The 22,803-nt window shown below is 69.1% G+C and carries 21 protein-coding genes; 8 read left to right on the forward strand and 13 right to left on the reverse strand.

Annotated features, from left to right (window positions below; translation table 11 throughout):
• Positions 1–106: 106 nt before the first annotated feature.
• Complete coding sequence (locus tag ACFV6H_RS36110) at positions 107–1,078, forward strand: bifunctional lytic transglycosylase/C40 family peptidase (RefSeq protein ID WP_093596712.1); 972 nt, start codon at positions 107–109, stop codon at positions 1,076–1,078.
• A 289-nt stretch (positions 1,079–1,367) separates the two neighbouring features.
• Positions 1,368–2,096, forward strand: a complete 729-nt coding sequence (locus ACFV6H_RS36115; protein WP_384792758.1) for a phosphatase PAP2 family protein — start codon at positions 1,368–1,370, stop codon at positions 2,094–2,096.
• Between the two features lie 17 nt (positions 2,097–2,113).
• On the opposite strand, the gene ACFV6H_RS36120 is transcribed toward ACFV6H_RS36115, so the two are convergent.
• From ACFV6H_RS36120 to ACFV6H_RS36135, 4 genes are all read right to left on the reverse strand, one after another.
• Positions 2,114–2,752, reverse strand: coding sequence for a sortase domain-bontaining protein (locus ACFV6H_RS36120; protein WP_385550913.1), 639 nt, complete (start codon positions 2,750–2,752; stop codon positions 2,114–2,116).
• An 89-nt stretch (positions 2,753–2,841) separates the two neighbouring features.
• Positions 2,842–3,936 carry a hypothetical protein gene (locus ACFV6H_RS36125; protein ID WP_385550915.1) on the reverse strand — a complete coding sequence of 365 codons (1,095 nt, stop codon included), beginning with the start codon at positions 3,934–3,936 and terminating at the stop codon, positions 2,842–2,844.
• Between the two features lie 175 nt (positions 3,937–4,111).
• Positions 4,112–5,776 (reverse strand): FAD-binding oxidoreductase, encoded by a 1,665-nt coding sequence (locus tag ACFV6H_RS36130; protein ID WP_385550917.1) that lies wholly within the window; start codon positions 5,774–5,776, stop codon positions 4,112–4,114.
• An 81-nt stretch (positions 5,777–5,857) separates the two neighbouring features.
• Entirely contained in the window at positions 5,858–6,106 is a 249-nt protein-coding gene (locus tag ACFV6H_RS36135) for a hypothetical protein (RefSeq protein ID WP_385550919.1), read from the reverse strand.
• Between the two features lie 176 nt (positions 6,107–6,282).
• Between ACFV6H_RS36135 and ACFV6H_RS36140 the strand changes: the two genes are divergently transcribed.
• Together ACFV6H_RS36140 and ACFV6H_RS36145 are read left to right on the forward strand one after the other, a co-directional pair.
• A complete protein-coding gene (locus ACFV6H_RS36140) occupies positions 6,283–7,110 on the forward strand; it encodes a hypothetical protein (RefSeq protein ID WP_385550921.1) in 828 nt (275 codons plus the stop codon).
• 214 nt (positions 7,111–7,324) lie between these two features.
• Positions 7,325–7,558, forward strand: coding sequence for a hypothetical protein (locus ACFV6H_RS36145; protein ID WP_385550923.1), 234 nt, complete (start codon positions 7,325–7,327; stop codon positions 7,556–7,558).
• 145 nt (positions 7,559–7,703) lie between these two features.
• Here ACFV6H_RS36145 and ACFV6H_RS36150 read toward each other — a convergent pair whose 3' ends face one another.
• Entirely contained in the window at positions 7,704–8,057 is a 354-nt protein-coding gene (locus ACFV6H_RS36150; RefSeq protein WP_093601902.1) for a metal-sensitive transcriptional regulator, read from the reverse strand.
• 252 nt (positions 8,058–8,309) lie between these two features.
• On the opposite strand from ACFV6H_RS36150, the gene ACFV6H_RS36155 reads away from it, so the two are divergent.
• Both ACFV6H_RS36155 and ACFV6H_RS36160 read left to right on the forward strand, forming a co-directional pair.
• Positions 8,310–8,930, forward strand: a complete 621-nt coding sequence (locus ACFV6H_RS36155) for a DUF47 domain-containing protein (RefSeq protein WP_066946263.1) — start codon at positions 8,310–8,312, stop codon at positions 8,928–8,930.
• 5 nt (positions 8,931–8,935) lie between these two features.
• Positions 8,936–9,934, forward strand: a complete 999-nt coding sequence (locus ACFV6H_RS36160; protein WP_385550925.1) for an anion permease — start codon at positions 8,936–8,938, stop codon at positions 9,932–9,934.
• A gap of 95 nt (positions 9,935–10,029) precedes the next feature.
• On the opposite strand, the gene pstB is transcribed toward ACFV6H_RS36160, so the two are convergent.
• The 8 genes from pstB to mshD all read right to left on the reverse strand — a co-directional run bounded on the left by pstB (position 10,030) and on the right by mshD (position 19,651).
• Complete coding sequence (pstB, locus tag ACFV6H_RS36165; protein ID WP_093601908.1) at positions 10,030–10,806, reverse strand: phosphate ABC transporter ATP-binding protein PstB; 777 nt, start codon at positions 10,804–10,806, stop codon at positions 10,030–10,032.
• Positions 10,807–10,858: 52 nt separating this feature from the next.
• Entirely contained in the window at positions 10,859–11,938 is a 1,080-nt protein-coding gene (gene pstA, locus ACFV6H_RS36170) for a phosphate ABC transporter permease PstA (RefSeq protein WP_385550927.1), read from the reverse strand.
• Entirely contained in the window at positions 11,935–12,927 is a 993-nt protein-coding gene (pstC, locus tag ACFV6H_RS36175) for a phosphate ABC transporter permease subunit PstC (protein ID WP_384792785.1), read from the reverse strand. The genes pstA and pstC overlap by 4 nt, the downstream gene beginning before the upstream one ends.
• Positions 12,928–13,048: 121 nt before the next feature.
• The gene (gene pstS / locus ACFV6H_RS36180; protein ID WP_093601914.1) at positions 13,049–14,179 is read right to left on the reverse strand and encodes a phosphate ABC transporter substrate-binding protein PstS; all 1,131 of its coding nucleotides are present in this window, start codon (positions 14,177–14,179) and stop codon (positions 13,049–13,051) included.
• A 282-nt stretch (positions 14,180–14,461) separates the two neighbouring features.
• Positions 14,462–14,899 (reverse strand): NUDIX hydrolase, encoded by a 438-nt coding sequence (locus ACFV6H_RS36185; protein ID WP_385551023.1) that lies wholly within the window; start codon positions 14,897–14,899, stop codon positions 14,462–14,464.
• A gap of 116 nt (positions 14,900–15,015) precedes the next feature.
• Positions 15,016–16,116, reverse strand: a complete 1,101-nt coding sequence (locus ACFV6H_RS36190) for a CHAD domain-containing protein (RefSeq protein ID WP_385550930.1) — start codon at positions 16,114–16,116, stop codon at positions 15,016–15,018.
• Positions 16,103–18,328: an RNA degradosome polyphosphate kinase gene (locus ACFV6H_RS36195; RefSeq protein ID WP_385550932.1), complete on the reverse strand. Its 2,226-nt coding sequence runs from the start codon at positions 18,326–18,328 to the stop codon at positions 16,103–16,105. The genes ACFV6H_RS36190 and ACFV6H_RS36195 overlap by 14 nt, the downstream gene beginning before the upstream one ends.
• Before the next feature lie 402 nt (positions 18,329–18,730).
• Positions 18,731–19,651 (reverse strand): mycothiol synthase, encoded by a 921-nt coding sequence (gene mshD / locus ACFV6H_RS36200; RefSeq protein ID WP_385550934.1) that lies wholly within the window; start codon positions 19,649–19,651, stop codon positions 18,731–18,733.
• Between the two features lie 247 nt (positions 19,652–19,898).
• On the opposite strand from mshD, the gene ACFV6H_RS36205 reads away from it, so the two are divergent.
• On the forward strand, positions 19,899–21,710 hold the full coding sequence (locus tag ACFV6H_RS36205; RefSeq protein ID WP_385550936.1) for a bifunctional metallophosphatase/5'-nucleotidase: 1,812 nt from the start codon (positions 19,899–19,901) through the stop codon (positions 21,708–21,710).
• Positions 21,711–21,914: 204 nt separating this feature from the next.
• Complete coding sequence (locus tag ACFV6H_RS36210; RefSeq protein WP_385550938.1) at positions 21,915–22,802, forward strand: phosphatidylinositol-specific phospholipase C; 888 nt, start codon at positions 21,915–21,917, stop codon at positions 22,800–22,802.
• Position 22,803: the final 1 nt, after the last annotated feature.

Below are 22,803 nucleotides of genomic sequence, written 5' to 3' on the forward strand. Positions count from 1 at the left end.
TCGGGGCTTCGCGACCTAGACTGGGGCGGGACTGTGGCCCTGACGCGGAGGGTGTTTGACGGTGCGTAAGGCATGGCTGGTCGTGGCCGCTGTCGGTGGGGTCGGGATGAGTTTTGTGGCGTTGCTCGTCGTGGGGACCTACTCCGCCGCCGCCGGACTGGTCGGCGGCGGGCGGGCCGTGGGGCTGGCCAAGGGGGCCGTGCCCGCCGCGTATCAGCCGCTCGTGCAGAAGTGGGGCAACTACTGTCCCGCCATCAACCCGGCTCTGCTCGCCGCGCAGTTGTACCAGGAGAGCGGGTGGAACCCCAGCGCCCAGAGTCCCGCCGACGCCAGAGGCATCGGGCAGTTCATCCCCGGGACCTGGCAGGCGCACGGGATCGACGGGGACGGCGACGGGGACCGGGACATCTGGGATCCCGCCGACGCGATTCCCTCCGCCGCCTCCTACGACTGCGAATTGGCCGGATACGTCAAGGACGTGCCCGGCGACCCGACCGACAACATGCTCGCGGCGTACAACGCGGGGGCCTACGCCGTCATCAAGTACCGAGGCGTGCCGCCGTACCGGGAGACCCAGAACTACGTCAAGGTCATCCGGACACTGGAGAAGAGCTTCGCCCGGCCCGTCGGGCGGGTCGCGCCGTCGCAGCAGGCCGCCGCCGCCATCTACTTCGCGCAGCAGAAGCTCGGTACGCCCTATCTCTGGGGCGGGAACGGTACGGCCGAGCAGGGCGGGCGGTTCGACTGTTCCGGGCTGACTCAGGCCGCGTACCGGACCGTCGGGATCGAGCTGCCGCGAGTCGCCAATGACCAGTACAACGCCGGGGAGCATCCCTCGCGCGACGAGCTGCTCCCCGGAGACCTCGTCTTCTTCTCGGACGATCTGACGAACTCACGGACCATCCGGCACGTGGGGCTGTACGTGGGCGGCGGATACATGATCAACGCGCCGTACACCGGAGCCGTGATCCGGTTCGACAAGATCGACACGCCGGACTACTTCGGCGCCACCCGCGTCACCGAGGACGGCGCGAAATCCCTGCCCACCGATCTTCCGGAGAGCCGGCCGGCCGTCTGACCGGACTGACCGGAGGTCCTCACCACCGGGCCGGCGGACCTCCGCATGGCCGGAACTCTCCCTCCCGAGGCCCTTCTGAACTGGGACGACGTATCACTCTTCGATAACGTCATGGTGATCGTTCGGTGGAGAGCGGAACGTAGACGGTGAGCAGGCCGTTCCCTGGACAGCAGCCGGGTATTGATCACCTTGATCGCGCGGCATGTTCCGTACCGACCACGGGGGTTGGTAAGAGGCAGCGCGCACGGAGATGCGGCGCGCCGGGCGACAAGGCAAGGGGCCGCAGCAGATGGCTGGACTCGCACTGGATGGGTCGAACCCCGATGTCAGCCTGCTCTATGACATCAATGGGCTGGCCAAGGGCGCACCGCCGTGGTTCGACCGCGTCATGGAGTTCGTCGGCGAGTACGGGATCATGGCCGCGCTGGTGCTCATCCTGCTCTGGAGCTGGTGGAGCGTGCGCAGGAGCGGATCGGCGGAGGACTCCGTCACCGCCGTCGTCGGGCTCCTCTGGGCGCCGCTGGCCGCCGCGGTCGCGCTGCTGGTCAATATCCCCATCCGGGGCTTCGTGGAACGGCCGAGACCGTTCCTGGACCACAAGGGCCTGGAAGTCCTGGTGGCGGGCAAGACGGACTACTCCTTCGTCAGTGACCACGCCACCATGGCGATGGCCATCGGCGTGGGCATCTTCATCGCGCACCGCGGGCTCGGTCTGGCCGCGATCGGGCTGGCGCTGTTCGAAGGCTTCTGCCGGGTCTACATGGGCGTCCACTACCCGACCGATGTGATCGGCGGCTTCGCGCTCGGTACGGCCGTCGCCCTGCTGCTCACCCCGCTCGCGCTCGCTCTGCTGACGCCGCTGGTGTCCGCGGTCTCCCGTTCGCAGCGGGCCGGCTGGGCCGTACGGTCACGGGCCGCGCGCGAGGCCGACCGCGCGGCGGGCTGCGGCGCCGTGGGCGGGACGCGGCCTCTCGGTATCCCCGAGCCGCGCCCCGACGACAACAACCTCGCCGCGTGACCACAGGTCCGGACGGCTTACGACGCGCCCCCGCCCGAGGCCACCGCGCTGACCACCACGTTCGAATCCCAGTGGCCCTGCGCGTCGATGACCCCGCCGCAGGTGATCAGCCGTAGCTGCGAGTTCGGCACCGCTCCGTAGACCACGTCCGTCGGGAACTTCTTCGTCGGGTACGTGTCCACCCTCGTCACCCGGAACGGCAGCCGCCGCCCGTCGCCCAGCTCCGTCTCGACCAGATCGCCCGGGAGCAGCCGGCCGAGCTTGGCGAAGACGGCGTTCTTGATGTTGTCGCGGCCGTTCCGCACCGGGACGCTGCCCGGATTGGCCGGTGCGTCCCGGTGGCCGACGAGGACGGCCGGGCCCTGTTCTCCCGGGCGCGGGCCCAGGGCGTACCAGCCGACCTTCATCGCGTTGCGGAATCCCGGCGCGTCCAGCGCGCCGTTGTCGTCCACGCCGAGCGGCAGTACGTCCGCGGTCACGCCGAGCACCGGGATACGCAGCCGTACGGGAGCGGAGGGCGGGTCCGTGACCTTGACCAGGCGGGGCTCGGCGGTGCCGGTCGCGGGTGCCTGCCGCTGCGGGAGCAGATGCAGCAGGACACCGGCCACGGCGCACAGGACCGCGAGGACGAAGAGGACCATGAGCAGCCTGTCCACCCTGTCCAGCCTGTGCGCCGTGCGCGCTGTACGTGCCGTACGCGCCTTACGCGTTCTGCGGTCCGGGCCCGACGGCCCCGCCGTTCCGGTCAGTGGTGGTCACCCGTGGCGCGGCGCGTGTGACGGCGCACCACGAGGATCGTGCCGAGGGCCGCCGCCGCGGTGGCGCCGATGGCGAGAGTGAGTTCGGGCGCGCCGGTCGTGCGTACCGAGTCGGTGGCGATCAGATGATCCGCGCCGCCTCGGGCCGCGCCGGACGGCGTGATCTGGAGCGCTCCTACGGAGGGCCCGGGGACGGTGTCCTTGCCGGTGCTCGTCCCCGCCGTACTGGTTCCCGTGCCAGTCCCCGTACCTGTGCCAGTCCCTGTCCCCGTACCTGTACCTGTACCAGTCCCCGTACCCGTGCTCGCGCTTCCGCGAGCCGACGGCTGTACGGGCGCCACAGGCGCCACAGGCGCGACCGGCGGCACAGGCGCGACCGGCGGCACCGGCTTGGCTGCCGGGGCCCGGGTGCTGGTCGCCGCAGGGGCCTGCGGGACGCTCCCGGTCGGCGGACGAGGAGTGATCCGCGGCGGGGTCCGCGTGGGAGCAGGAGTGCTCCGAGGTCCGGGCACGCGGTCGCCTGCCGAGGTCGCGGGTGTGGGCGGCTTCGGCGGCTTCGGGACCTTCGGCGTCTTCGAGGCCGAGGGCTTCGCCTTCGACGGAACCGGCAGCGGCGCGGTCGCCGCCGACTTGCTCCGGTCCGTCACCGCCTTGCCGTCCGCGGAGACCAGGCTGAAGCCGTCCACGTTCTGCCCTTGCGGCTGGTTCGGCCGGTCGTTCTTGTAGTAGTACAGCGGGTGCGTGTTGTAGATGACGTGCGGCTGGTCGCTGTTGGCCGCGTTCAGCGGAGTCTGCGCGGTCTCACCGACGACGCCCGTCGCCTTTGTCGGGAAGCCGACCGCCGCGGGCCAGGTGATGGCGCACTCGCCGGCGCACTCGGGTCGGTCCGGTTTGTCGGCCAGCCGCAGATAGAGCGGATTGCCGTTCTCGTCGGCCAGTACCTGGCCCACGCCCGTGTTGATGAGTGTCAGTTCGCTCGGCTCCTTCGGCTTGTCCACCGCCGTGGCGGCGGCGCCGCCGAGTGCGACGAGCAGAACGGTGGCCGTCGTGAGCGTGGCTATCCGGGGTCCTTGTCGGTCCATGGGTACGCCCTTGGGAGTCGGGGATGCCGGGTGTGCCCCCTCTTGCTGTCTGCTTGCTATCTACAGAGCAGCGCCCGGCGGACCGTACGGCCACCTCGGTGGGCCGTACGGGCGACAGCGGCCGGCCGCTACCGACCTGCGCGCCGGGTCGGTCAGAGAGCCCGCGCCCGGTCGGTCAGAGCGCCTGCGGGAAGTCGAGGAGCCGGTCCGGGTCGTACTGCTTCTTCAGCCGTGTCAGCCGGTCCGCGGCGGGACCGAAGTAGGCCGTACGCCAGTCCGTCAGCGTCGGGTCCGTGTAGTTCTGGTACGCCGCGCCCGACGCGTACCGGCGCAGCGACGCATGGGTGGTTTTCAGCCATGCGCGCTGTGCGGAACCGGAGGTGCCCGGCTGCCAGGCGGCGATGTACTGAGCCAGGATCCGCGAGCGCCGGTGGACGAAGGACGTGGCGAGCGGATCGACACGGTTGACCGCGCCGCCGAGCGCGGTGAGCGCGAGAGAGCCGCCGCTGCCGCTACTTCCGCCACTGCCTCCGCTGCCGCTCCCGCCGCCGTTCCCGCTCCCGTCCGGTGGCAGTCGGGTGAAGGCCTCGGCGGCCGAGACGAGGGCGCGCACCGCGGCGGGCGAGAGGGAGCGGTCGTAGAAGTCGGAGGCCGCGGCGTACGTCTCGCGCTGGAGCGCGCCTCGCGCACTGCGGCCGGGCGTCGTGCCGGGCAGATGGCACTGCTCCTCGTCGAGCCCGGAGCAGCCTCCGTATACGAGCATCGCGTCTCCGTAACCGCGCTGACGCAGCGATATGGAGCTCGCCGGGCCGGGACCGCCCGGGCCGTCGGCGAGCCGGTCGAGCGCGTTCTTCAGATCGTCCTCGTCACCGAGGGAGAAGGCGGACAGGGAGACGGTGGGAGCGGCGCCGCCGGGACCCGCGGAGAGATGGAGCGAGGACCAGATCTCGTCCGGCTGGTCCGGGCCCCAGCGCTGCCAGGCGGCGAGCAGTGTCCCGGCCTTCGACCAGGGCCAGCTCAGATAGGCGGAGATGCTCGCGGGTGCGGGATGCGTACGGAAGCGCAGCTCGGTGACGACGCCGAAGTTGCCGTTGCCCGCGCCGCGCAGCGCCCAGAAGAGGTCCGTGTTCTGTTCGGCATCGGCGGTCAGCCGTCGGCCGTCGGCGGTGATGAGCGTGGCGGAGGTGAGGCTGTCGCAGGTCAGACCGTATGCGCGGGCGGCCACGCCGTGTCCGCCGCCGAGCGTGAGGCCGGAGACGCCGACGGTGGGACAGGAGCCCGCGGGGATCGTGAGGCCCTGTTCGGCGAGAGTGCGGTAGACGTCGCCCAGCCGGGCGCCCGCACCGACGATCCCGTCCGTGACCGCGTGGTCGAGCGAGTCGAGCTTCGATATGTCGATGACGAGCCGGCCGTTGCCGCTGGACCAGCCCGCGTAGGAGTGGCCGCCGCTGCGGATCGAGACGGGAGTGCCATGGGCCCTGGCGAAGGCGAGGCACTCCTTGATGTCGTCCTCGCCGGCGGCGTACGCGACGGCCGCGGGCTTCAGGGAGTCGAACCGGGTGTTGTAGAGCTGGCGGGCCGTCGGGTACGCCGTGTCCTGCGGGCGTACGAGATCTCCGTCGAGCCCTTCCGCCAGCGCGGCCCAGTCCGGCGCGCCGGCCGGAGGCTTTCCCGTACCGCCGGTGGCCTGGCCCGTACCGCCGGGCGGTCCGCCCTTGTCACCGCCCGCGCCCGTGCCGCCCGTACCGCCGGGCCGATCGTGGCCGCCGCCGGAACACGCGGACGCGGCAGCCGCCGTGAGGGCGACCGCCGCCGCGGCGAGCACTGTGCGCCGTTCCATATGACGACCTCCTGAGGAGGGAAGTGTGCCTCAGGCGCCGACGGTTCCGGAATGGGAGATTCCGGATCGTAAGGTTCCGTTTCAGCTCTGTGGCGTGTGGGACGCCGCGTCCGTACGGGCGCGGTCACGGGATCTGCGGGCAGGGCCGGACCAGCCGCACGAGCAGCGGGCCAGACAGAACGAACCGCGTTCCACGGTCGAGGTGATGTGCGGTGATATGGGTTGGAATAAGGAGCCGGAGGGCGAGGTGGGGGATGAAGTGGCGGTGGGGGGACCGGAGGTGTCTTGCTCGCACACGAACTCCACGGTACCGAGGTGCTCGTGCCTCATGACAGGGCCCTGGCGCGGGGCCCGGCGTACGGCATGACAAGGCCCGGCGCAGGGCCCGGCGCCGCCCGGCACGGGGCTCGGCACACGGCCTGGCGTGACGGGGAACGCGGGGCGTCGTTATCCGGAACGGGTGGGCTTCGGACAAGCGACGGCCAGGCGTTGGGGGTTGGCAGGCGATGGTGGTGCAGCAGCACAGACGCAGGAACGTGGCGTTCGCCGTCGTGGCCGTGGCAGGCGTCGTCGCCACGACCGCCGGCTGCTCGGGAAGCGGCGGTGCCATGGCCGACGACCGGCCGGCCCAGGATCCGGGAGCGGTGCTCAGGGCGGCCGACGTGCTGCTGGCGGCGGGCAGTTCGAAGGCCCGTACGTCCATGGAGATGGCGGCCGGCGGGACGCGCGTGACCATCCGGGGCGAGGGCGGATACGACTTCGCGCGGCGGATGGGACGGCTCAGAGTCGTGCTGCCGAAGGATCCCGCGGGCGTGAACCGGCACCGGCCCATCACCGAACTGCTCTCGCCCGCCGCCCTGTATATGAAGAACCGCGGCGCCGGCGTGCCCGCCGACAAATGGGTCAGAGTGGATTCGACCACGCTGGAGGACGGAAATCTGGTCACGGGCGGCGCGACCGATCCGCTGACCGCGGCTGAACTGCTGCGCGCTGCCCGGAATGTGGCCTTTGTCGGGGAGAAGGATCTGGCGGGCACCCGTGTCTGGCACTACCGGGGCACCACCTATATCGGTGGAGCCGCGAAATCGGCGGCGCCGTACGCGCGCGGCGCGCTGGCCGCCGCGGCCAAGGGATTCGGCGAGGACGCGGTGCCGTTCGACGCGTATCTGGACGAGGACGGACGGCTGCGCAAGGTCAGGCACCAGTTCAGCTATGTCAATCAGGGACATACGGTCGATGTCGCGTCGACCACACTGCTGTATGCGTTCGGAGTCGCGGTCTCGGTGGCGCTGCCTCCGTCCGACGATATTTTCGCCGGTGAGATCAAGGCCTGAGTGCGGGCTCTTCGTGCGTTCCTCGCGCGTTCCTCGCGTATTCCCCGCGGAGCATGAGCCGGGCGGCCGGACTGCGGATCGGCAAGATCGGCAAGAGTGGATCCAGCCGTAACCATCGAGGACCAAGGCGGAAATGGTCCGGACGTGCCATGCGCGGTCCGTATCACGCTCCCTACGCTAGGAAGTCGACACCGGCAGGAAGAGGTGATAGCACGTGGCTCTGTTGCGTACGCCGACCGTCCAGGACCACGTGGCCCTCGCCGAGATCGAGTTGTGCGGTGAGTTGATGATCGCGGCGTCCGCCGCGGACGAGGACCGGCTCAGCCCGGACCGTATCGACGAGGTGCTGAACGTAACGGCCGAGCGGGCCCTCCTGGAGGAGTCCGAGCGGGCGCTGCTCGGAGAGTCCGGCGAGCGGGCGCTGTTCGGGAATTCTCCCTGGGAGTGAAGCCCGCAGCGGGGCGCGGTCCCGCCGCGCCCCGGCCGTTACGTCCGTTCACCTCGCGCCAGCTGTGACATCGGGCACAAAGGTGACGTCCGGTGCGAAGGTGATGTCGGGCACAGATACGGGCGTCGGATGGCGTGAGTTGGCCTCAGGTGCGGAGCAGCCGGGCGATCGCCTTGGTCGCTTCCTCCACCTTCGCGTCGATTTCTTCCCCGCCCTTGACCGCGGCATCGGCCACGCAGTGGCGCAGATGCTCCTCCAGGAGCTGGAGCGCGAAGGACTGGAGCGCCTTGGTCGAGGCGGAGACCTGGGTCAGTATGTCGATGCAGTAGACGTCCTCGTCGACCAGCCGCTGAAGGCCCCGGATCTGCCCTTCGATCCTGCGCAGCCGCTTGAGATGCTCGTCCTTCTGCTTGTGGTAGCCGTGCACACCGCGGTCGTGGTCGGTGATGGCGGAGGGCGCGTCGCTCGTCGCCGCGCCGGCCGCCTCGGTGGTCGTCATCGCGTCCTCCTGCTGTGTATCCGCTGTGTTTCAGCGGTTTTTCGGTCCGCTGTCGGCGGTCCGCCGCAGCTTGTCCGAAAAGGGTTGATATACCCCTCGTGGGTATATGGTACCTGTCTGTGTGCCTTGGGGCAGGGCCCTGTGCTTATCACCTTGTCTGATGGGCGACACTTGGGACCGGCCGCTTAGCAGTGGCCGGATGATGCGCCTAGCATCACCCTGACCGAATTCCATGTAACCCGAGGACCCCAGGTGCGCTTTCGTCTGACCCCCAGGGAGACGAGCTTCTATGACATGTTCGCCGCGTCCGCGGACAACATCGTCACGGGCTCGAAACTCCTGATGGAACTCCTCGGGGCGGATTCCTCCGCCCGGGCCGAGATCGCGGAGCGGATGCGGGCGGCGGAGCACGCGGGCGACGACGCGACTCACGCGATCTTCCATCAGCTCAACTCCTCCTTCATCACGCCCTTCGACCGCGAGGACATCTACAATCTCGCGTCCTCTCTCGACGACATCATGGACTTCATGGAGGAGGCCGTCGACCTGGTCGTCCTCTACAACATCGAAGAGCTGCCCAAGGGCGTGGAGCAGCAGATCGAGGTACTGGCCAGGGCCGCCGAGCTGACCGCGGAGGCCATGCCGCATCTGCGGACGATGAACAACCTCACCGAGTACTGGATCGAGGTCAACCGGCTGGAGAACCAGGCCGACCAGATCCACCGCAAACTGCTGGCCCATCTCTTCAACGGCAAGTACGACGCGATGGAGGTGCTCAAGCTCAAGCAGGTCGTCGACGTGCTGGAAGAGGCCGCCGACGCGTTCGAGCACGTCGCGAACACGGTGGAGACCATCGCGGTCAAGGAGTCCTGAACCACGTGGACACCTTCGCACTGATCGTGACCATTGGTGTCGCGCTCGGCTTCACCTACACCAACGGTTTCCACGACTCCGCGAACGCCATCGCGACCTCGGTGTCCACCCGGGCCCTGACCCCGCGCGCCGCTCTGGTGATGGCCGCGGTGATGAATCTCGCGGGCGCGTTCCTGGGCCAGGGAGTCGCGAAGACTGTCAGCGAGGGTCTGATCGCGACACCTCATGGATCGAGGGGGATGGGCATCCTCTTCGCCGCGCTGGTCGGTGCGATCGTCTGGAATCTGGTCACCTGGTACTACGGGCTTCCTTCCTCGTCCTCCCACGCGCTCTTCGGCGGCATCGTCGGCGCGGCGCTGGCCGGCGGCACCGATGTGATCTGGTCCGGTGTGCTGGAGAAGGTCGTCGTGCCGATGTTCGTGTCGCCGGTCGTCGGTCTGGTCGTCGGTTATCTGGTGATGGTCGGCATCCTGTGGATATTCCGTAGCTCCAACCCGCACAAGGCCAAGCGCGGCTTCCGGATAGCCCAGACCGTGTCCGCGGCCGGCATGGCGCTCGGACACGGTTTGCAGGACGCGCAGAAGACGATGGGCATAGTGGTGATGGCCCTGGTCATCGCCGATGTGGAGGACTCGGGGGACTCGATCCCGATCTGGGTGAAGATCGTATGCGCCGTCATGCTCTCGCTGGGTACGTACGCGGGCGGCTGGCGCATCATGCGAACGCTGGGCCGGAAGATCATCGAGCTGGACCCGCCGCAGGGATTCGCGGCGGAGACGACCGGCGCGTCGATCATGTTCGGCTCGGCGTTCCTGTTTCAGGCGCCGATCTCGACGACACATGTCATCACCTCGGCGATCATGGGCGCCGGCGCGACGAAGCGGGTGAACGCGGTGCGCTGGGGCGTCGCGAAGAACATCGTTCTCGGCTGGTTCATCACCATGCCGGCCGCGGCACTGGTGGCCGCGCTGAGCTTCTGGGCTGTGGACCTGGTCTTCGGCTGAGCCGAAAGAAGTGGGCCCGCCCCCCTGGGAGAGGAGGCGGGCCCTTCGCCGTGCGGTGGCACCGCCATGCAGCACCGCACGACGGTCCTTGCGACCTATCCGAAGCGGCCCGAGATGTAGTCCTCGGTGGCCTGCACGGACGGGTTGGAGAAGATGCGCTCGGTCTCGTCGATCTCGATGAGCTTGCCGGGCTGGCCGACGGCGGCCAGGTTGAAGAACGCCGTACGGTCCGACACGCGCGCCGCCTGCTGCATGTTGTGCGTCACGATGACGATCGTGAAGCGCTCCTTCAGCTCGCCGATCAGATCCTCGATGGCCAGCGTCGATATCGGGTCGAGCGCCGAGCACGGCTCGTCCATCAGCAGCACGTCCGGCTCGACCGCGATCGCGCGGGCGATGCACAGACGCTGCTGCTGACCGCCGGAGAGACCCGAGCCGGGCTTGTTCAGCCGGTCCTTGACCTCGTTCCAGAGGTTGGCGCCCTTGAGGGAGCGCTCCACGACCTCGGGCAGCTCGCTCTTGCGTACCGTGCCGTTCAGCCGCAGCCCGGCCGCGACATTGTCGAAGATCGACATCGTCGGGAACGGGTTGGGCCGCTGGAAGACCATGCCGACCGTGCGGCGCACGGCGACCGGGTCGACGTTCGGGCCGTACAGGTTCTCGTCGTCCAGGAGCACCTTGCCCTCGACGCGACCGCCGGGAGTGACCTCGTGCATCCGGTTGAGCGTGCGCAGGAAGGTGGACTTGCCGCAGCCGGACGGGCCGATGAAGGCCGTCACGGAGCGGGGCTCGACGGTCATCGAGATGTCGTCGATCGCCCGGTGGGAGCCGTAGTAGGCGGAGAGTCCGCTGACGTCGATTCGCTTGGCCATGTCAATCACTGCTTCTTTCGTGGCCCCGCGCGGCGGAGCCGGATATCGGGCCTCAGCGGCCGGTCTTCGGGGCCTTCCAGCGGGCGATGCCGCGCGCCACCAGGTTGAGGATCATGACGAACGCGATCAGCACCAGGGCCGCGGCCCAGGCACGGTCGATCGCGGCGACCTCGCCGGCTCTGTACTGGTCGTAAATGTAGAAGGGCAGCGACGTCTGAGCACCGTCGAACGGGTTCGGGTTGATGAGCTGGCTGCCGAAGACGAGCAGGATGATCGGCGCGGTCTCACCGGCGATACGCGCGATGGCCAGCATCACACCGGTGGTGATTCCGCCGATCGCGGTCGGCAGGACGACCTTGAGGATGGTGCGCCACTTCGGTACGCCGAGGGCCAGCGAGGCCTCGCGCAGCTCGTTCGGTACGAGCTTGAGCATCTCCTCGGTGGAGCGGACCACGACCGGGATCATCAGGATCGTGAGGGCGAGCGAGCCCATCAGACCGGACGGCGGGATGTCGGCCATCAGCATGAGCGACAGGATGAACAGACCGGCGACGATGGACGGGATGCCCGTCATGACATCCACGAAGAACGTCACGGCCCTGGCCAGCGCGCCCTTGCCGTACTCCACCAGATAGACGGCGGTCAGCAGACCGATCGGCGTGGCGATCACGGTGGCGATGCCGACCTGCTCCAGCGTGCCGATCAGCGCGTGGTAGACACCGCCGCCCGGCTGGGCGCTGGGGACACCGGCCATGGAGTGGCTGAGGAAGTACCCGTCGAGGACCTTCACACCACGGCTGATGGTGGTCCACAACAGCGAGAACAGCGGGATGACGGCGAGGATGAAGCACACCCAGACGATGCTGGTGGCGAGACGGTCCTTGGCCTGGCGCTGGTTCTCGACCACCGTGGTGGTGACGTACGAGATGATGAGGAAGGCGATGACGGCGATCAGGCCCCACTGGACCTTGCTGTCGAGGCCGGCGGCGGCTCCGATGCCCACGCCGACGAGGATGCCGAGGACGGCGAATCCGGCCGGTGCCCAGTTGGGGAGGCCACGGCTGCTGAGGCTCTGCCCGCCGGCCGAGGGCGGCAGCGGAGTCGGTGTGTCCTGTATGGCTGCGTGGCTCATGCGTTGGCCCCCGAGTACTCCTTGCGGCGGGCGATGATCAGCCGGGCCGCGCCGTTCACCAGCAGAGTCAGGACGAAGAGGACCAGGCCGGAGGCGATCAGGGCGTCACGCCCGACCTCATTGGCCTCACCGAACTTCGCCGCGATGTTCTGGGCGAACGTACCGCCGCCCGGGTCGAGCAGATGGAGCGACATCAGATAGCTGGGCGACAGGACCGTGGCGACGGCCATCGTCTCGCCGAGCGCGCGGCCGAGGCCCAGCATCGAGGCGGAGATGACACCGGAGCGTCCGAACGGCAGGACGGAGAGCCGGATGACCTCCCAGCGCGTGGCGCCCAGGGCGAGGGCCGCCTCTTCGTTCATCCGCGGGACCTGGAGGAATACCTCCCGGCTGACGCTGGTCACGATCGGCAGGATCATGATCGCCAGCAGGATGCCGACGGTCAGCATGTTGCGGGCGACGCCGGGCTGGGTCTGGTCGAAGATGTACGTCCACGCGAAGTACTGGTCGAGCCAGAGGTTGAGGCCCCCGAGATACGGCACCAGGACGATGGCGCCCCAGAGGCCGTAGATGATGCTCGGCACGGCGGCGAGCAGATCCACGATGTACGCGATGGGCGCGGCCAGCCGGCGCGGCGCGTAGTGCGAGATGAAGAGCGCGATACCGACGGCGATCGGGACGGCGATGACCATCGCGATGATCGAGCTGACGATCGTACCGACGAGGAGGACCGCGATTCCGAAGACCGGCGGGTCCGCGGAGGCGTTCCAGTCGAAGGTGGTGAGGAAGTTGCCCTCGTCCAAGGAGATGGCGTTGGCGGCGCGGTAGGTCAGGAACCCCGCGATCGACGCCATGATGACGAGCAGCAGAATGCCCGAGCCCTTGGAGAGGCCCGAGAAGATCTTGTCGCCCGCGCGCCCTGTGGAGGTGCCCGACCTGGGGCTGAGCGGCGGGGCCGGTGGAGTGTCTGTGGGTGTGGTGGAAGCCATGATCTTTCCGGTCTGTGTGGGGGAGGGATGGCTCCCCTGGCGGCGGTGCACCGGATGGGTGGACGACCGCCGGCCCGGAGCGTTGCGCCGGGCCGACGGCCGTCACCTGCTGTGCCGGGGACTACGAGAGGGAGGCGACCGTCTCGCGGACCTTGGCGTTGATCTCGGCGGGGATCGGCGCGTAGCCGGCCTCGGAGAGGACCTTCTGGCCCTCGTCGCTGGCGGTGTAGGTCAGGAAGGACTTGACCGTGGGCAGCGTCTCGGCCTTGTTGCCCGTGTCACAGGCGATCTCGTACGTCACGAGGACGATCGGGTAGGCACCCTCGGCCTTGGTGGCGTAGTCCAGCTCCAGGGCCAGGTCCTTGCCGGTGCCCTTGATCGTGGCGGCGGCGATGGCCTTGGAGGCGTTGTCGGAGGAGGCCTCCACGGGAGCGCTGGCACCCGTGTCGATCTTGACGGTGGAGATCTGCTGCGAGGTGGCGTAGGAGAGCTCGAAGTAACCGATCGCGCCGTCGACCTGCTTCACCTGGGTGGCGACACCGGAGGAACCGGACGCCGACTGGCCGCCGGGCGCGGGCCACTTCTTCTCGGCCTCGTACTTCCAGTCGTCGGCGGCGGTGGCGTTCAGGTACTTGCCGAGGTTCTGCGTGGTGCCGGAGTCCTCGGAGCGGTGGAAGGCCTGGATGGGCTTCTTCGGGAGCTTGGCGTCGGGGTTCAGCTTGGCGATGGCCGCGTCGTCCCAGCTCTTGATCTTGCTGTCGAAGATCTTGGCGAGCGTGGGCGCGTCGAGGACGAGGCTGTCGACACCCTCCAGGTGGTAACCGATCGCGATCGGACCGCCGACCATGGGCAGGTTGATGCCCTGGCCGCCCTCACAGATCTTCTTCGAGTCGGCGACCTCTTCGGGCTTGAGCGCCGAGTCGGAGCCGGCGAAGCCGACGGTGCCCTGGTTGAAGGCGACGATGCCCTCACCGGAGGAGGAGCTGTTGTAGTTGACCTCCACACCGGGACAGGTGGCCATGTAGTTCTTGACCCAGAGGTCCATGGCGTTCTTCTGCGCGCTGGAACCGGACGCGAGAAGCTGGCCCGTAGCACCCTCACAGACAGCCGCCGCCGAGGCGGCGGGCTTCGACGACGCGTCGCTCGGCTTGGAGTTGTCGTCCGATCCACACGCCGTGAGAACCAGGGCGCCGGAGACGGCGAGGGCACCGAGCGCGGTGGCACGCAGCCCGTTCTTGCGCTGAAGCTTCACTTCGGGTGTTCCTTCCAAGAGCCGCCGGTCCATACGAGTTGACGGCGGCGTGTGTCGGGGTGGTTGGTGGGGCACTGAGACCGTCACCGTGTAAGCCCGAAATTAGGCAGATGAGATGAAGCCACCGACGGGGAAGGGTGAACGGAAAGTGAACCGTGACATACAGCCCGGTGCCGGCCTTTCTTTTGAAGGGCTCGGTCGGTCTCCGGGGCGCTTTCTATCGCTGCTGACGGCTGATCATGCTTGAAATCACCCGTCGGTCCGTCGGCCGTCAGAACGGGATCAGGTCGCGTGCAGCGCGTCCAGCAGCGCGTCCACCAGGATGCGGTCGCGAGGCTGGGTGAGCCGGTCCCGGGCCGCCGCCGGAGCGAGCCAGGCTATTCGGTCGACCTCGGTGTTCGGCGTGAAGGCGCCGTCCGTCACCTCCGCCGCCCAGTAACTGACCAGCTTGGGACGGCCCTGGGCCAGATAGCTGACCGTGCCGAGCCGGGCGCCGGGCACGCAGTGGTGGCCGGTCTCCTCGTACACCTCGCGCAGGGCGCCCTCCAGGGTGTCCTCCGCGCGCTTGAGCTTGCCCTTCGGGTGCGACCAGTCGTCGTACTTCGGCCGGTGTACGAGACAGATCTCGGGCCCGCCGGCTCCCTCGCGCGGGCGGCGCCACAGGACACAGCCGGCCGCGAGCACGGTGTCGTCCGGCCTGCCGTGCCCGACGCCCGCCATATGGTCGCCTCCGTCGCTGTCGCTTGCGCTGTCCCCGTGTTCGTACGTGTACGTGGGCGTGGACGCGTAGGCATCCTCGCCCTCGCGGTCCTGGCCGTACTCGTGCCCGTGGCCGGTCATGGCGCGGTCGCCGCCATCGGCATCTGTTGCCACACCTGCTGGAAGGCGAAACGCGCCGCCTCCACCTCAAGGCGCTGATCCGCGTGCAGCACGCCCAGGGCGTACGCCGTCGCCGGAGCGATCCGCGGAGTGCGGGCCGCGTTCGCAGCCGCCGCAGCCGCCTCGGCCGCGTCCCGGTGCCGGTCCAGCGCCTGGCCCGCGCCGAGCAGCATCGGATCCGGCGCGCCGCCCGCGCACCAGACCTCCTGCCCGTACCGGTGCAGCCGCAGCAACTGCCGTACCTGATGCCAGGGCGCGTCCTGCGCCTCGCCCTCCGACGCCGTCGCGAGACCGTGGACCAGGGCCTCCGCGTTGTACGGATGCGCCGCGCGCGCCAGCGGCAGCGCGGCCACCGCGTCCAGCAACTGCCGTGCCGTGGTCTCACCGGGCTCCGCCAGCACCTCCACGGCGGGCGCCGCGGCCAGCGGCCCGAGCGGCACCTCCGAGGCCAGTACGGCCACCGCGTCCGCCACCGCGTGGAAGCGCGAGGAGCCGAGCGCCTGGAGCGCCGCCGAGTGGGCGCGCGTCCTGGCGAGAGTGAGCTGACGGTCCAGCAGCGCTCCCGCGCGGGACGCGCCGACCGTGAGCGTGCCCGGGCCTGACGGCACGCCCTCGGGCTGGTCCTCCGCACGCGAGATCGCCGTGGCCGACGAGACCGACACGGCCGGCACCGTGGCCTGCACCGCCGACGCCGCCGTCGCGCCCGAGAGCCGGGCCAGCGCGCCGAGCAGCCGGTGCAGCCTGCTCGTACACGCGTGTTCCTGGGCCAGGGTGCCGGAGAGCCAGCCCAGTTCCGTACGGAGCTGATCGGCCCAGGTGGGATCGAGCAGCGGCCGGTATGTGTGCAGCCCGCCGCCGATCCTGCGCGCCGCGCCGCGCAACGTACGGGCCGCGGCCTCGGCCGCCGCCGTGTCCGAGCCGCTCTCGCCGTACATCCGCAGCCCGCGCAGGAAGTCTCCCGCGCGCGCGTGCAGATATCCGGCCAGGACCTCGCCCGCCGTCAGGCGGTCGGTGTCGCCCGCGGTAAAGGGTTCGATGTCCACTTCATGGTGCTGCACGCCGGCGCCTCCGGGCGTCTATGAGCATTTCCTGTACGTTCCGCAGCGGCCGGCCGTCCTGGTCCGTGGCATGCCGGGTCCAGTTGCCGTCCGCGCCGAGGTGCCAGGAGGAGGTGTCGTCGGACATCCCGGTCTCCAGCAGCCGGGTGAGTGCCGCGCGGTGGGCCGGATCGGTGACCCGGACCAGTGCTTCGATACGCCGGTCGAGATTGCGGTGCATCATGTCCGCGCTGCCGAGCCAGACCTCCGGCTCCCCGCCGTTGCCGAAGGCGAAGATCCGGGAGTGCTCCAGGAAGCGGCCCAGGATCGAGCGCACCCGGATGTTCTCGGAGAGCCCGGCGACGCCGGGACGCAGGGCACAGATGCCCCGGACCCAGACATCGACCGGCACGCCCGCCTGCGAGGCCCGGTAACAGGCGTCGATGATGGCTTCGTCGACCATCGAGTTGACCTTGAAGCGGACATAGGCCGGCCGTCCCGCCCGGTGGTGTGCGACTTCCTTGTTGATCCGGGCGATCAGTCCGTCGCGCAGCGACTTCGGAGCGACCAGCAGCCGGCGGTAGGTCTCCCGGCGCGAGTAGCCCGAGAGCCGGTTGAACAGGTCGGACAGATCCGCGCCGACCTGCGGGTCCGCGGTGAGCAGCCCGAGGTCCTCGTACAGCCGCGCCGTCTTCGGGTGGTAGTTGCCCGTGCCGACATGGCTGTACCGGCGCAGGGTGTCGCCCTCCTGCCGTACCACCAGCGAGAGCTTGCAGTGCGTCTTCAGCCCGACCAGGCCGTACACCACATGGCAGCCGGACTCCTCCAGCTTCCGCGCCCATTTGATGTTCGCCTGCTCGTCGAAGCGCGCCTTGATCTCGACCAGGACGAGGACCTGCTTGCCGGACTCGGCCGCGTCTATCAGCGCGTCCACGATCGGCGAGTCGCCGGAGGTCCGGTACAGCGTCTGCTTGATGGCCAGCACGTCCGGATCGGCCGCGGCCTGCTCCAGGAAGGCCTGGACGGAGGTCGAGAACGAGTCGTACGGGTGGTGCAGCAGCACGTCGCGCTCGCGCAGCGCGGCGAAGATGTCCGGCGCGGACGCCGACTCCACCTCGGCGAGATCGCGGTGCGTGCCCGCTATGAACTTGGGGTACTTCAGCTCGGGCCGGTCCAGCCGCGAGATCCCGAAGAGCGCCGTCAGATCCAGCGGTCCCGGCAGCGGATAGACCTCGGCGTCGGACACCTTCAGCTCGCGGACCAGCAGATCGAGGATGTACGGGTCGATCGACTCCTCGACCTCCAGCCGGACCGGCGGGCCGAAGCGGCGCCGCATCAGTTCCTTCTCCAGCGCCTTGAGGAGGTTCTCGGCGTCGTCCTCCTCCACCTCCAGGTCCTCGTTACGAGTCACCCGGAACATATGGTGCGCCAACACCTCCATCCCGGGGAACAGCTCCTCCAGGTGTGCGGCGATCACATCCTCCAGCGGTACATACCGCTGCGGCGAGGCCTCCAGGAAGCGGGAGAGCAGCGGCGGCACCTTGACGCGCGCGAAGTGGCGGTGCCCGCTGACGGGATTGCGGACGACCACGGCCAGATTGAGCGAGAGCCCGGAGATGTACGGGAAGGGATGCGCCGGGTCCACGGCCAGCGGTGTGAGGACCGGGAAGATCTGCTGTCGGAAAAGTGTGAACAGACGCGCCTGTTCCTTGTCGGTCAGCTCGGGCCAGCGGATGATGTGGATGCCCTCGTCGGCCAGGGCGGGCGCGATGTCCTGCTGGTAGCAGGCGGCGTGCCGGGCCATGAGCTCACGCGAGCGGGTCCAGATCAGATCGAGGACCTCACGGGGCTGGAGGCCGGACGCGGAGCGGGTGGCGACGCCGGTCGCGATGCGCCGCTTGAGACCGGCCACCCTGACCATGAAGAACTCGTCCAGGTTGGACGCGAAGATGGCGAGGAAGTTGGCCCGTTCGAGCAGCGGAGTCGCGGGATCCTCGGCGAGCTCCAGGACGCGCTCGTTGAAGGCGAGCCAGCTGCGCTCACGGTCGAGGAACCGGCCGTGGGGCAGCTCGCCCTCCTGGTCGCCGTCCTCCTCGTACACATCGAGATCGGAGTCCAGATCGGGTTCGAGGCCGGACGAGGCCGTGGCGACCGTGTGAGGGCGGTGGGCGGTGATGAAACCTACGGACGGCTGGGTCTGCTGTACCGGTACCTCGGCGGGCTGCTGGCTCATGTCCCCATTCTTCCGCGCAGAGGGGACGACCGGCGCGTCGGAGAGAGCAGGGGCGAGGCGGATCCTGCCGTTCGGTGTGGGGGGCAGAGCGGGCTGCATTGAGAGAGAGTCGCAAGACCGTCTGAATGGCCGGTAACGGTGACATGACGTGAAGGAAAGCGGGACGGGGCTCCCCGGGGGCTTTCCGAGGCGGATCGGGGGCGCTCGGGCGCGGTGGTGGCGTGGGCGCGCCGGAGTGCGCGCTGTTACGGGCCGTGCGCGCGGGATTACGGGACGGTCCCGGCCGGTCGGGCGGGGCGGCCGGGACCGTCGGGCGGGCTGACCGGGACGGGCCGTCGGCCAGGGCTCCGGGACCGCCGGTCAGGGTGGCCGGCCCCTCGGCCAGGACTCCGGGACCCTCGGTCAGGACTCCGTGCGGTACATCAGGTCCACCTCGTGCGTACGGAAGCCGAGCCGCTCGTACACCGTCACCGCCGCCGCGTTGTCCGCGTCCACGTACAGCATCGCGGTCGGCAGACCTTGCGCCGCGAGATGGCGCAGTCCGATGACGGTGAGCGCCTTGCCGAGACCGCCGCCCTGCGCGTCGGGCCTGATGCCGAGGACGTACACCTCACCGATCCGGTCCTCGGCGTGCACCTTGGTCCAGTGGAACCCGATCAGGTCGCCGCCGTGCTCGGCCAGGAAGAAGCCCTTCGGGTCGAACCACGGCTCGGCCATACGGTCCTCCAGGTCACGCTGGGTCAGCGCGCCCTGTTCCGGGTGGTGCGCGAAGGCCGCGGCGTTGAGCGCGAGCCAGGCGGCGTCGTCCTGTCCCGGTACGAACGTACGGACGGTGACGCCGGCGGGCAGCGCCGCCTCCGGGAGGCCCGGCGGGCCCAACGGGCGCCGTAGCTGGCGCAGTTCGCGGAAGAGCGTCAGCCCGAGCACCTGGGCGAGATGCCGGGCGGCCGACTTGCCGCCGTGCGCCCACACCCGCAGCCGCTTGCCGGACGCGCCCAGCAGCGCGGCGCCCAGCGCCCGGCCATGGCCCTGACCGCGGCAGCCGGGCCGTACGACCAGTTCGGCGGCCGGCGCCTCGACGGGATCGGTGTCCTCCAACTGCGCGTAGCCGACGAGTCCGCCCTCGACGCTGAGCAGGAAGTGCCGTACGCCCTCGCGGTGTCCACCGCGCAACTGGAGCCTGCCCTGCTCCGAGATGGCCTGTACGCCGTCCGAGGCGACCGCGTCGGCCAGCAGGTCGAGGACGTCCTCGGCCTGCTCCGTGGTCAGCGCGTCAAGTGTCTGGATCTGCCGGCCGGGCTCGCGGGCTGCTGCGTCAGTCATGGATCGAGAGTACGGCGACGGCGGCCCCGCAACGTAGATCCGCCCGTCCCCCGACAGCCTCTCCACCCGCAAAATCAACCAGCTCGTAACCCGGTACCCCCTGTCGCGCTACGCGCGTTGACTCTAGGCTGCCGTCGCAGTCTTCATAGACTCCGGACTTTTCATGATTCTCAACGCTCTCAACACCCTCAAAAACCTGAATACCCTCAAGAATCTTCAGGCATACGTTCGATCCACAAGGGGACCGATGTCAGCGAGACCGCAGAAGAAGCGCGCGACACGGCGGGTACTCGCCGCTGCCGCGGGCCTGGCCACCGTCGGAGCGCTCGTCGCCGCGATGCCGGCCGTGGCGAGCCAGGACAGTGAGAAGAACAAGGGCCACCACAAGGACGACTTGGTCCAGGTGCAGCTCCTTTCCTTCAACGACCTGCACGGAAACCTGGAGCCGCCCGCCGGTTCGTCCGGGAACGTCAACGAGAAGCAGGCCGACGGTACGACCAAGGCGATTCCCGCCGGCGGTGTCGAGTACCTGGCGACCTCGCTGCGCAAGGCGCGCGAGGGCAACAAGTTCTCCATCACCGCGGCGGCCGGTGACATGGTCGGTGCCAGCCCGCTGCTGTCCGGCCTCTTCCACGACGAGCCCACCATCGAGGCGCTCAACAAGCTCGACCTCGATGTGACGGGCGTCGGCAACCACGAGTTCGACGAAGGCGCCGTCGAGCTGGCCCGTCTCCAGAAGGGCGGCTGTCACCCGATCGACGGCTGCTACGAGAAGGGCAAGAAGTTCAAGGGCGCCGACTTCCCGTACCTCGCGGCGAATGTGACGTCGGAGAAGACCGGCAAGCCGATCCTCGCGCCGTACGAGATCTGGAAGAGCCACGGCATCAAGATCGGCTTCATCGGTGTCACCCTGGAGGGCACGCCGAACATCGTGACCGCCGAGGGCGTCAAGGGACTCAAGTTCCACGACGAGATCGAGACGGTCAACAAGTACGCCAAGGAGCTGGAGAAGCAGGGCGTCAACTCGATCGTCGCGCTGATTCACGAGGGCGGCTCGCCGGCCTCTTCCGCGTACAACTACGACTGTGACAGCCCGGCGCCCGGCGGTGGGATCTCCGGTCCGATCGTCGACATCGCCAAGGGCATCTCGCCGCAGGTCGACGCGCTGGTCACCGGCCACACGCACAACGCGTACGCCTGCACGATCCCGGACCCGGCCGGCAACCCGCGGCTGGTCACGTCGGCCGCGTCGTTCGGCAGGCTGTACACGGACACCACGCTCACCTACGACCGTCGTACCGACGACATCGTGCGCACGAGCGTGAAGTCGGCGAACCACATCGTCAGCCGTGACCAGCCCAAGGCCCAGGACATGACGGACCTGATCGCGCGCTGGAACAAGGTGGCCGCGCCGATCTCCAACACCCCGCAGGGCTATATCTCCGCGGACATCAACGGCCGCGGCTCCACGAGCCCGGAGTCCCCGCTCGGTGATGTGATCGCGGACGCCCAGCTCGCGGGCACGGCACCGGCCGACAAGGGCGGCGCGCAGCTCGCCTTCATGAACCCGGGCGGCATCAGGGCCGACCTGGTCTACAAGGCGTCGGCGGCCGAGGGCGACGGTGTGGTGACCTACGGCGAGGCCTTCACGGTCCAGCCGTTCACCAACATGATGAACGTCTTCGACCTGACGGGTGCGCAGATCGTCACCGCGCTCCAGCAGCAGGTCAGCGGCGCCAACGCGGCTTCTCCGAAGATCCTCCAGATCTCGAAGGGCCTCACCTACACCCTGGACATGACGAAGACGGGCGCGGACCGCATCGTCACCGACTCGGTGAAGCTGAACGGTGAGGCGATCGACCCGGCGAAGACCTACCGCGTCGCGATGAACGAGTTCCTCGGCGGCGGCGGCGACGGCTTCGCGGTGCTCGCCCAGGGCAAGAACAAGCTGGTCGGTCCCTCGGACCTGGACCTGCTGAACGCGTACCTCGCGGCGAACTCGTCGGCCCAGTCCCCGCTGGCCCCGCCGGCGGCGGACCGGATCACGATCATCCGGTAGTTCGCGGTACGACGTGTAGTCAGCGGTACGACGTACGGAGGGCGGTGGGCTTCGGCTCGCCGCCCTTTGTGCTGCGCTCCGTTGATTCCGCTTGTGCTGCGCTCCGTTCCTTTCGCCGCCGTTCATTCCGCCCTGTTCCGCGTGTGACGTGTACCGGACATAATCCGAGGGCTGACCCCCCACAGCAGACGGAGGCACCTTCGTATGAGCACACATACCGGTACGCGCCGCGGCTTTCTGGCCGGCGCGCTCGCTGTGTCCGCCACCGCCCTCATCGGCGCGGCGCCCGCCGTCGCCGCGTCGCGACGGGCGCTCGCGCCACAGGACTGGATGGGCGGCTTCGGTGACGCCACGCCCCTACAGCGGCTGACGATTCCCGGTACGCACAACTCCGGCGCGCAGGTCGGCGGATTGTGGGTGGCGTGCCAGAACACCACCATCGCCGCGCAGCTGAACAGCGGAATCCGCTTCCTGGACGTACGCTGCCGCGCCTTCGACAACGCGTTCAGCATCCACCACGCCGCGTTCTACCAGAACCTCAACTTCGATGATGTGCTCGGCGCCTGCCGGGACTTCCTGCGCGACCATCCCTCCGAGACCGTGCTGATGCGGCTCAAGCAGGAGTACTCCGAGGAGAGCGACGCCGAGTTCCGGCGGATCTTCGACACCTATCTCGACGGCAAGGGCTGGCGCTCCCTCTTCCGGCTCGACGGCGGTCTGCCCACGCTCGGCGAGGCGCGCGGCCGGGTCGTGCTGCTCGCGGACAACGGCGGGCTGCCCGGTGTGCGGTACGGCGACGGCGGGCTGTTCGACATCCAGGACGACTACCAGGCCGAGCCCTTCGCCAAGTACCCCAAGATCGAGGCCCACTTCCGCAAGGCCGTCCAGCAGCCCGGCAAGCTGTTCGTCAACTACGTCAGCACGGCGGCCCTGCTGCCGCCACGCTGGAACTCCGACCGGCTCAATCCGCAGGTACATACGTTCCTCGACGGCGCGGAGGCGACCGGCTGGCGCGGGCTCGGGATCGTACCGCTGGACTTTCCCGCGACCCGCTCCGGCCTGGTGGAATCCCTGATCCGGCACAACGGCTGAC

The sequence above is a fragment of the Streptomyces sp. NPDC059743 genome (assembly GCF_042732975.1).
Classification (GTDB): domain Bacteria; phylum Actinomycetota; class Actinomycetes; order Streptomycetales; family Streptomycetaceae; genus Streptomyces.